Annotated in this window: 8 protein-coding genes; 6 read left to right on the forward strand and 2 right to left on the reverse strand. The window is 65.0% G+C overall.

The genetic code is table 11. The features are described 5' to 3' along the window. Positions 1-3 precede the first annotated feature (3 nt). From BLW40_RS10245 to BLW40_RS10265, 5 genes are all read left to right on the forward strand, one after another. Positions 4-1,413, forward strand: a complete 1,410-nt coding sequence (locus BLW40_RS10245) for an FAD-binding oxidoreductase (RefSeq protein ID WP_244511127.1) — start codon at positions 4-6, stop codon at positions 1,411-1,413. Between the two features lie 85 nt (positions 1,414-1,498). Continuing rightward, entirely contained in the window at positions 1,499-2,338 is an 840-nt protein-coding gene (locus BLW40_RS10250; RefSeq protein WP_074768203.1) for a phosphate/phosphite/phosphonate ABC transporter substrate-binding protein, read from the forward strand. Beyond that, on the forward strand, positions 2,335-5,571 hold the full coding sequence (locus tag BLW40_RS10255; protein ID WP_074768205.1) for a PAS domain S-box protein: 3,237 nt from the start codon (positions 2,335-2,337) through the stop codon (positions 5,569-5,571). The genes BLW40_RS10250 and BLW40_RS10255 overlap by 4 nt, the downstream gene beginning before the upstream one ends. Continuing rightward, positions 5,568-6,779, forward strand: coding sequence for a response regulator (locus BLW40_RS10260; RefSeq protein WP_074768207.1), 1,212 nt, complete (start codon positions 5,568-5,570; stop codon positions 6,777-6,779). The genes BLW40_RS10255 and BLW40_RS10260 overlap by 4 nt, the downstream gene beginning before the upstream one ends. A 2-nt stretch (positions 6,780-6,781) precedes the next feature. Beyond that, positions 6,782-7,924 carry an HD domain-containing phosphohydrolase gene (locus tag BLW40_RS10265; RefSeq protein ID WP_074768209.1) on the forward strand — a complete coding sequence of 381 codons (1,143 nt, stop codon included), beginning with the start codon at positions 6,782-6,784 and terminating at the stop codon, positions 7,922-7,924. A gap of 43 nt (positions 7,925-7,967) precedes the next feature. Here BLW40_RS10265 and hcp read toward each other — a convergent pair whose 3' ends face one another. Further along, the gene (gene hcp, locus BLW40_RS10270) at positions 7,968-9,536 is read right to left on the reverse strand and encodes a hydroxylamine reductase (RefSeq protein ID WP_074768211.1); all 1,569 of its coding nucleotides are present in this window, start codon (positions 9,534-9,536) and stop codon (positions 7,968-7,970) included. A gap of 145 nt (positions 9,537-9,681) precedes the next feature. Here hcp and BLW40_RS10275 point away from each other — a divergent pair, with 145 nt between their 5' ends. Beyond that, a complete protein-coding gene (locus BLW40_RS10275; RefSeq protein ID WP_170834555.1) occupies positions 9,682-10,095 on the forward strand; it encodes a bacteriohemerythrin in 414 nt (137 codons plus the stop codon). Between the two features lie 48 nt (positions 10,096-10,143). Here the strand turns inward: BLW40_RS10275 and BLW40_RS10280 are convergent, their stop codons facing one another. After that, positions 10,144-10,575 (reverse strand): hypothetical protein, encoded by a 432-nt coding sequence (locus BLW40_RS10280; protein WP_139305558.1) that lies wholly within the window; start codon positions 10,573-10,575, stop codon positions 10,144-10,146. Between the last annotated feature and the right edge of the window lie 5 nt (positions 10,576-10,580).

Here is a 10,580-nt window from a genome sequence, read left to right on the forward strand (position 1 = left end):
CCGATGCGAGAGCTTGACCATTTGGCCGCAATCGTTGGACCGGGCAACCTCGTCACCGATCCCGACGACATGGCCCCCTATCTGGTCGAGGAACGCGGTCTGTACCGCGGGACGGCCCTGGCGGTGGCGCGACCCGGTTCGACCGCCGAGGTCGCCGCCCTGGTTACCGCCTGCGCCGAGGCCGGAATCGCGATGGTGCCCCAGGGCGGGCGCACCGGCTTGTGCGGCGGCGCGGTTCCCGCCGGGCTGGAGCGGGCGATCGTGATCGCGACCGAGCGGATGGACCGCATCCGCGCCGTCGATCCGGTCGATTTCACCATGACGGTCGAAGCGGGCTGCATCCTGGCCACGATCCAGGCGGCGGCGGACGAGGTCGGCTGCCTGTTCCCGCTGTCACTGGCGGCCGAGGGATCGTGCCGGATCGGCGGCAACATCGCCACCAATGCCGGCGGTACCAACGTGCTGCGCTATGGCTCGACCCGCGATCTGGTGCTGGGGCTCGAAGTGGTGCTGCCCGACGGGCGGGTGTGGAACGGGATCAAGGCGCTCCGCAAGGACAATACCGGCTATGCACTGAACCAATTGTTCATCGGCTCGGAAGGAACGCTGGGGATCGTCACCGCTGCGGTGCTGAAGCTCTATCCCCGCCCCGCCGAGCACCAGACCGCGTTGATCGGCCTGCCCGACCCGCAGGCGGCGCTGGCCCTGTTGGGACGGGCACGGCGAGCCAGCGGAGACGCCGTCACCGCTTGCGAATTGATGTCGCGATTTGCCTTCGATCTGGCGGTGCGCCACATCCCCGGCCTGCGCGATCCGCTGCAAACCGCGTCGCCGTGGCTGCTGCTGCTCGAACTGTCGTCGTCGCGGCCGGGCGGCCTGCGCGAGGCGGTCGAAACCGTGCTGGAAGAGGCGCTGGAGGACGGCACCGCCCAGGACGCGGTGCTGGCCGAAAGCGAGACCCAGCGTCTGGCGCTGTGGCGGCTGCGCGAATCGATCCCCGAGGCCCAGAAGCATGAGGGCGGCAGCATCAAGCACGACATTTCCGTCGCCACCTCGCATGTGCCCGACCTGATCGGGCGGGCGACGGCGGCGGTGGCGGAAGCGTTGCCCGGGGCGCGGCCGGTCGCGTTCGGCCATATCGGCGACGGCAACATCCATTTCAACGTGTCCCAGCCGGTGGGAGCCGACAAGGATTCCTTCCTCGATCAATGGCCCCGGCTCAACCGGATCATCCACGATGTCGTCACGGCGATGGGCGGCTCGATTTCGGCCGAACACGGCATCGGCCGGTTGAAAGCAGCCGAACTGGTCCGGATCAAACCGGACGTCGATCTTGACCTGATGCACCGGATCAAGCAGGCGTTCGACCCCGACGGATTGATGAATCCCGGCGCGGTGCTGATCCCCCGGTGAACGACAAAGCCAACCCGAACGCTATAGAAATTCTGCGATTTGCGCTATATCTTTAGTCGGAAACACCCTTACGGGGGAGCCGACAATGCGCAGACGAACGTTGATGGGACTCATGGCGGCGATGGTGGCGACGGCGATCCTGCCCTCGACCGCCAGCCGGGCCGAGGACACGCTGCGGATCGGCGTGGTTCCCCACACCAGCGCCCGCGTCGTGCTGGAAATGTACCAGCCCCTGCGCGAACGGCTGGAGACCGAACTGGGCCGCAAGGTCGAGATTCAGACCGCGCCCGATTTCACTTCGTTCGTCCGCCGCGCCCTCGCCCACGACTATGACATCGCGATCACCACCGGGCATCAGGCCCGGCTCTTGCAGCAGGATGCGGACTACCTGCCGCTCGTCACCTACGAAGCCGAGTTCCGCGCCGTCGTAGTGGTGGGGGCACAATCCACGATCAGGCAGCCCGCGGATTTGACCGGCAAAACGATAATCGGCCTCAGTCCGACCTCGCTGGTGACGCAGTGGGGACGCCACTGGGTCGCCGATCACGGCATCGCCGTGATTCAGACCCGCTATGTCAGCGCCGCCGACAGCATGGCGCAATTGCTGCTGGCCGACGAAGCTGCCGCCGGCTTCATGTCCACCGCCGTGTTCCAGAACCTAGCCCCCGACGTTCAGGCAAAGTTGCGCATTCTCGCCCGCTCCGAGCCGATGCTGGGCCGGGTCTACATGCTGAACGGTGCCTTGGCCGAGCAACGACCGGCCATCCTCGCCGCGCTGAAAGCCTTTGCCGCCTCTGCGGCAGGCAAGAATTATTTCAACAGTACAGCTCTCTCTGGCTACCGCCCGGTGACACATCAGGATCTGGCGGCAATGGATCCCTTCGCCCAGGAAGTCCGCACCCTGCTGCGCGAGGCTGCCCCATGATCTGGCCGTTCCATATCCGCACTGTCCGCGCCCGGTTGCTGATCGCCGCGATTCTGGTCGAAACGGTGATGCTGACTTTGATGGTCGGCAACGGATTGCGGGTGTTGTCCGTCAGTCTGGAAACCCAGGCCGAGTCCCAGGCGGAACAGTTGGTGCCGGTGCTCCAGGCGGCGCTGATCACCCCGCTGGCTCAGCGCGACCACGCCACCGTTCAGGCGATCCTTGACGAAAGCCGGGTTTCAAACGCGCTTGATTATCTGGCGGTCGAGGACGCCCGGGGCCGGGTCATCGCCATCAGCGGATGGGACAAGATCACTCCACTGCCCGTGGTGGAGTCCCGCCTCTCGTTTAACGAGAAGGCTCCGGGAATCCACCGATTCGACGTCGGCGCTCCGGTCGGTCTGCTGGGACAGGATCTGGGGCGGCTGCAATTCGGGCTGAACCTTGATGAGCAGGTCGCGGCGCTGCACACCCAGTTTTCGCAAAGTCTGGCGATCGCCGCCGCTGAGATTGCTCTGTCGGCGGCGCTGCTGACCGCGATCGGCATCTGGCTGACCCGCCATCTCACCGCCTTTGCCCGGATGAGCGAGGCGGTCGGACAAGGCGATTACGGCTCGGTCGAAATGGCCGAGGGAGACGATGACATCGGCCGTCTGGGCCGCGCCTTCAACGCGATGTCGCGCGCCGTCCACGAGCGGGTCCAGGACCTGACCATCGCGATCCGCCGCCGCGAGGAGGTCGAAGCCGAATTGCGGGCCAGTGAAGCCCGCTTCCGCGATCTGGCCGCCTCGGCCTCGGACTGGTTCTGGGAAAGCGACGACCAGGGTCGGCTGACCTATGCCTCCGAACTGATCGCCTCGGTGTTGGGGGTGACCCCGGCGGCGGTGGTCGGTCTGACCTGGTTCGATCTCGGCCTGAACGATTTGCCCGAGATGGCCGATCAATACCGCCACGATCTGGCCGAACGCGCCCCCTTCCGCGATCTGACGATCAATATCGGCCCACCGGGCGGCAAGGACTTCCGCACCGTGCGGGTCAGCGGTACCCCGGTGTTCGATGCCGATGGCCGGTTCACCGGCTATCGCGGCGTAGGCGCCGACATCACCCGCGAGGCCCTGGCCGAATTCCGCGCCCAGCGCGCCCAACAGCAATTGGTTGATGCGCTGGAGAGTTTGGCCGACGCCATCGCAGTTTATGACGTCAATGATCATCTGGTGATCAGCAATGCGGCCTATCGCGGCCTGTTACGGATCGACCAGGAAACGGCGGACGGCGACGTTACCTTTCGCGATATCATTACCTATGCCTACGATCACCGCCTGTTCAATATCGGCGGACGGGATTTCGACACCTGGATCGATGATCGTATCCGCCGCCATCGTGACGCCAATGGCGAGGTCTTCATTGTCCAGACCCATGACGGCCACTGGTTCCAAAGCCGCGAATTCTCCACCCGGGAAGGCGGAGTTGTCTCGGTCCGTACCGACATCACCGAACTGAAACGCCGCGAGGTCGAGTTAGACATCCTGCGGCGGCGCTATGCCCTGATCCTGGGGGCGGCGGGCGAAGGAATCTTGGGGCTTGATCGTGACGGACGGGTCACCTTTGCCAATCCGGCCGCTGCGGCGCTGCTGGATTATTCGGACGAGCGGATGATCGGAACCGCACTGATCGAGTTGTTAGGCGACACCGCACCCGAAAATCAGACCGCCGCCGCCCCTGGCATCGTCACCGCCTGCCGCGACGGCCGCGCCGAGACCGGACGCGGCCAGATCGTCACGCGTGGCAATTCGCAACCGCTGCCGATTGATTATTATGTCGGACCGATTGTCGAAGCAGGCGAGATCGGCGGCGCGGTGCTGCTGGTCCGCGATGCTACCCTTCGCCTGCATTACGAATGGACCCTGGCCAACCAGCAAAAGGAACTGGAACGCCAGGTCGCCGAGCGCACCGCCGAACTGGTCCGCGCCGTCGATATCCGGGCCAGAACCGAGGCCGCCTTGCGCTCGTCGCGCGAGCGGATGAAGGGCATCACCGACAGTCTGGTCGAAGGCGTGGTGGTCACCGACCGGCATGGACAGCTTGTTTTCGCCAATCCATCGGCACGGCAATTGCTGGAATGCGGCGACATCACCGATATCGAGGGCTATCCACTGGATACGTTCATGCGGCTGGATACCGCCGCAGGCGCGGTCGATTTCGCCCAATCGCCCTTCCGCAAGATGCTGGATGGCGGCACCGCACCCTCGGACAACGACGCCCGCTTTATCCTGACCAGCGGCCGCCCCCTGGCGGTGGCCTATTCCTGTGCGCCGTTGATCGACGACGAAATCGGACGCGGGGTGATCTTGTCCTTCCGCGATATCGGGGTGCTGAAACTGGCCCAGCACGAAACGATGCAATCGGCCCGGCTGGCCAGCATCGGCCAGCTTGCCGCCGGGATCGCCCACGAAATCAATACCCCGATCCAGTATATCGGCGACAATCTGCGCTATCTCGACGGTGCCTTGACCAAATTGAAAAGCGTGGTCGAGGCGGGGCGCGATCTGGCGGTCCAGGCTGCCGCCACCCCCGATCTCGCCGCAGCGGCGGGGCGGTTCGAGGAAACCGCAGCGCGCGTCAAGATCGGTCGCCTGCTGACCGAATTGCCCGATGCGGTCGCCGAATCACTGGACGGAGTCGGGCAGATTGGCCGCATCGTCCTGTCGATGAAGGAATTTTCTCACCCCGGCACCTCGGCCAAGACCGCCACCGACATCAACCGCGCCCTGGAAAGCACGCTGACAGTCTGCCGCAACAACTGGAAGCATGTTGCTGAAATTAAACGTAATTTCGACACCGACCTTCCCCCGGTCAATTGTCACACCGGCGAGATCAATCAGGTGTTCCTCAACCTTATTCTCAACGCCGCCCAGGCGATCGAAAGCGCGGGCAAGCCGTTGCCGGGCACGATCACAATCTCGACCCGGCGCGATGGCGATTGGGTTGAGATCAGCGTCGCCGACACCGGAACCGGCATTCCGCCTGCGATCCGCGACCGCTTGTTCGATCCGTTCTTCACCACCAAGCCGGTGGGCAAGGGCACCGGCCAGGGTCTGGCGATCTGCCGCGACGTCGTGACGGTCAAGCATGGCGGCACGATCGAAGCGGGGGGCGAACCGGGCCAAGGCGCTGTCTTCACAATCCGCCTGCCGCTCGCCGGGACAACCGTCGTCGAGGACAGCGCGGCATGACGACACCGGCGCGGATCGCCTTTGTCGATGACGAGTCGCACATCTTGCGCGGCATCCGCCGGGCGATGACCGATCAGGAAGAGACGTGGGAGATGGCGTTCTTCTCCTCGGGCGAGGAAGCTCTGGCCGAAATCCGTCGCCAGCCGTTCGACGTCGTTGTGTCGGACATGCGAATGCCGGGAATGGACGGGGCCACCCTGCTCGGTCATGTCCGCGATCTCAATCCGGCGACGATCCGGGTGATTTTGTCGGGCTATGCCGATTCCGACGCGGTGCTGCGGACGGTCGGCCCGGCCCACATCTATCTCGCCAAACCGTGCGATGCCGAAACGCTGCTGCGCGCCCTGGCCCGTCAAATCTCGCTGCGCTCGCTGCTCGATACCCCCGCCCTGCATGCCACCCTGGCCGGGCTGACCAATCTGCCCAGCCTGACCGAGATTTACGGACGCCTTCAGGCCGAGTTGATCTCGCCGGATTGTTCGGCCAAGAGCATCGCCGATATCATCGCCCAGGACATGGCGATGACCGCCGAAGTGCTGAAGGTGACCAACTCGGCCTATTTTTCGTCTGCCGGGTCGGTTTCCACCCCGTTTCAAGCGGTCCGATTGCTGGGGATCGAGGTAATCCAGGCGCTGGTGCTCCATGCCGGGCTGTTCCGCCAGTTCGCGGGCAAGCCCGAGCTTGCCCCCCTGCTGGAAGCCCTGACCGAACACTGCCTCGCCCTCTCGGTCTTGGCCGAGCGGATCGCCGCCAGCGAAGGGGGCGACGTCGCCACCGTCAAATCGGCCCAGATCGCCGCGATGCTGGCCAATATCGGGAGTGTCGTGCTGCTCGACGCCCACCCCACCGCCTATCAGACGATGCTGGCCGATCTGAAGCCGGGGCAAACGCTGCAACAGGCCGAGACCGCCCGCTTTGGTGCCGGTCACGCCGCGATTGGCGGCTATCTGCTGGGGCTGTGGGGGTTCTCCGATCCCGTGGTCGAGGCGCTGGTCTATCATTGCGCCCCCTCTGCCTGCCCCGGCCGCGACAATCTGGCCCTGACCGCGCTGCACGCCGCCCATGTGCTGGGGCCGCCCTCACCACTGCTTCCCCCCGGCAGCCGGATCGACCGCGATCTCGACATGACGTATCTTATCGAGGCCAGACACGACGGCCACGTTCCCTTGTGGCGTGCGTTGGCTGGGCTGGACCGCAGCGGGGAATAACCATGGCCGAACGGGTTTTGCTGATCGACGACGATCCTCACCTTCTCTCCGGCCTGCGCCGCCTGTTCGACGAGGAATTCGATCTGGTCACCGCTCCGGGAGGCAAGGCCGGGGTCGAGGCCGTCCGCACCGGGCCGCCCTTTGCCGTGGTGATCTCGGACATGCGGATGCCCGATTTGGACGGGATCGAAACGTTAAAGGCAATCCGTGCCCTGGCCCCCGACACGGTACGGATGATGCTGACCGGCAATGCCGACCAGACCACCGCGATCGACGCGGTCAATCACGGCGCGATCCTGCGTTTTTATACCAAACCCTGCCCGCCCGATCTGCTGCGCGAGGGAATCCAGGCCGGGATCGAGCAATACCGCCTGGTCACCGCCGAACGCGACCTGCTGGAAAAGACCCTGAGCGGCAGCCTGAAGCTGCTGGTTGATCTGGTGTCGATGAACGATCCGGTCGGCCACCAATTGGCGGTGCGGCTGCGCGAATGGGTGCGGCTGCTGGCGGTCGAGATGCGGATGCCGACCCGCTGGCAGCTCGAAATCGCCGCGACCCTGATCGGGATCGGTCAGGTGGCGGTCCCGACCGAGATCGTCGCCCGCTTGCGTGCGGGCGAAACCCTGACCGACATCGAACGCCAGATTGTCGAACGCGCCCCCGAGGCGGCGCGCAACCTGCTGTCAAACATCCCCCGCCTGGAAAAGGTGGCGGAGATTCTCTATTACCAGGACAAGGGCTTTGATGGCAGCGGCTTTCCCGCCGACGGCCCGTCCGGCGATGCGATCCCGTTCGATGCCCGGCTGCTGCGGGTGTTGAAGGATCTTGCCCTGGCCACCGAGGGAGGGCCGCTGACCCGCACCGCCTTTGCTGCGTTGGAGGTCCACCGCGAGCGTTATGACCCGCGCCTGCTGGCCGGGGTCCGGATCGCGCTGGAAAAAACCCTTTCAACCGAAACGGCGACGGTGATCGAGGTTCCGCTGTCTTCGTTGCGGGTGGGACAGACGATCCTGTCCGACATCCGTCAGACCAACGGACATCTGATCCTGGCCGCCAACAGCCAGATTTCCGAGGCCCAGTTGGAGCGGCTGCGCAATTTGCGCCGGATCTTCACCTTCATCGAACCGATCAAGGTCCGGGCCTAAAGGATTGGGGGCGCAAGGCCGCCCCCAATCCTGGTCCCGGTCTTTAGGCCGCCGTCAGCGCCTTCAGATCGTCGGCGACGCCGCCAACCGGCATCACGTTGAACTTATCGACCAGCACCTGAAGCACCGCCGGAGTAACGAAGGCGGGCAGGCTCGGCCCGATCCGGATGTTGCGGACGCCGAGATGGAGCAGAGCCAACAGCACGCACACCGCTTTCTGTTCGTACCACGACAGGATCAGATTGAGCGGCAAGTCGTTGATACCGCAACCGAAGACCTCGGCCAGGGCCTGGGCCACCTTGATCGCCGAGAAGGCATCGTTGCACTGGCCCATGTCGAGCAGGCGCGGCAGCGGGCCGATCTGGCCGTAATCATGACCGAGCAGACGGAACTTACCGCAGCCCAGCGTCATGATGATCCAATCCTGCGGCAGACCCGCCGCCAGATCGGTGTAATAAGAGCGCCCGGTATCGGTGCCGTCGCAGCCGCCGATCACCGCGAAATGCTTGACCGCTCCGCTTTTGATCGCGCCAACCACGGTGTCGGCCAGCCCCAGCACGGCATGGTGACCGAAGCCCACCTGATGCTCGCCGGTCGAGGCGCTGTCCGTAAAGCCCGGGGCTTCAAGCGCCGCCGCGATCACCGCCGAAAAATCCTGGCCGCTGACATGGGCGATACCGGGCCACGCCACCGGGCCGCAGGTGAACAGACGGTCGGCATAGCTATCGGCCGGGCGCTGAATGCAGTTGGTCGTCATCAGGATCGCGCCGGGGAAGGTGTCGAACTCGCGCCGCTGCCACATCCACGCCCCGCCGAAATGACCGGCAAGGTGAGTGTGACGGCGCAGTTCGGGATAAGCGTGGGCGGGCAACATCTCGCCATGAGTATAGATGTTGATCCCAGTCCCCTCGGTCTGTTCCAGCAGCGCTTTCAGATCGCCGAGATCGTGGCCGGAGACCAGGATCGCCTTGCCCGGGACATGGCCCATTCGCACCGCGCCGGGGGTCTGGGGACCGAACGTGCCGGTATTGGCGGCATCGAGCAGCGCCAGCACCGCGACCGAGGCTTCGCCGCAGCGCAAGGTGAGGTCGAGCAGACGACCGATATCGGTTTCGCCCCGCGCCAGCGCCGCCAGCGCCTCAATGGTGAAATCATCGACTGCGGCCGAGGTGTGGCCGAGACGGCGGGCATGATGGGCATAGGCCGCCATCCCCTTCAGCCCATAGGTCAGCAATTCCTGCAAACCGGTGATGTCGTCGCCATCGACGCGGCGACGGGCGGCGATGCCGACCAGATCGGCCAGGGCATTCAACCCGGCGCTGTCGGAGGGAAGACCGCGTCCCGCCGCGTCGGCAAGATCGCGAATCTGCATTTCCAGCCGAGTGGTGTCGAAATTGACGTTGGTAACGGTGGCGAACAACGCCGCCTCGATCATTTCGCTCCGGTCGGCGGGGCGCTGCGCCGACGGCACAGCGGACAGGCGGAGGGCCAAGCTCTTGGCGACATCCAGCAGCAGATCCTGCAACCCGGCGGCATCCGGACTTTTGCCGCAGACACCGATCTCGGTGCAACCGGTACCGCGCGCGGTCTGCTCGCATTGATAACAGAACATGAGCTATCCCCTTCCCTGATGAGCGGAAACCAGCCTTCCTGGCCCGATGTCTCCGTCACTGTGCCCGAACCGTCCGACGGCGGCCTTGACGCCGGTCAAGCCCGCCCGATTGACTTGGCGCACACGCTCTGCAACGATGAAGGCCATGACGATAGAGTGGGACAGCAACCTGGAAACGGGGGTCGCCGAGGTCGATGGGGACCATCGCAACTTGGTGCGACTGATCAACGACCTTGACACGATGTTGTCGCAAGGCGTTGATCCCGCACGATTTGGCGAGGTGATCGACACACTGATCGATTATGCCGAAAACCATTTCCGCCGCGAGGAGGAGATGCTGGAACGGCTGGGCTATCCCGGCGTCGCCGACCACGCCGAAAGCCATGTCGGCTTTGCCCTCCGCCTGGGCACGATGGTCGCGGGCTGCATCATCGCCCCCGGCCCGGACTCAATCGCCAGCCTGCGCGACCACCTTCATTCCTGGCTGATCGACCATATCTTGCTCGAAGACATGCGCTACGCCCCCTTCGTCCGCGAGCGCCAGTCGCCCACATCCTAACGCATCAGGCCGGGAGTGTGGAAAGAGGCGACGGGGATCGGCTTTGAGCTACTCTCCCAGCTTCAACTCGGTCGCCGTGCCGCGCTCGCGCACCGTCAGCGGGCGGCGTTTCTCTTCATCGAGCGGCAGGGTGAAATCGGGATCGTACTCCCACACCGAACCCACCGCCTCATCGACCGCCAACCCCAGCAGGGCGACCCCACCCGTCACCACCATCAAGGCGGAATTGCCCCACACCCAGCCGTCGGCGGTCGCGGTCAGGGTCGCGACGGTGCGCCGATAGCCGGGAGCGGTACAGGCGACGGTGACCGGGGCGGCGTCTCGTGGCACCGAAACCGTGGCCGGAGACTGGACACTCTGGCTGAACCCGCCCTGCCCGCTCAAGACGCAGCGGGCCGATTCGGGACGGGTGCCGATCCGCACGTCGGACGATGGCCCGTTGACCACCGAGGCGCAGGAAGACACCAGCAGCGACGCCACGACGC

This window comes from Magnetospirillum fulvum (assembly GCF_900108475.1).
Classification (GTDB): Bacteria; Pseudomonadota; Alphaproteobacteria; order Rhodospirillales; family Magnetospirillaceae; genus Phaeospirillum; species Phaeospirillum fulvum_A.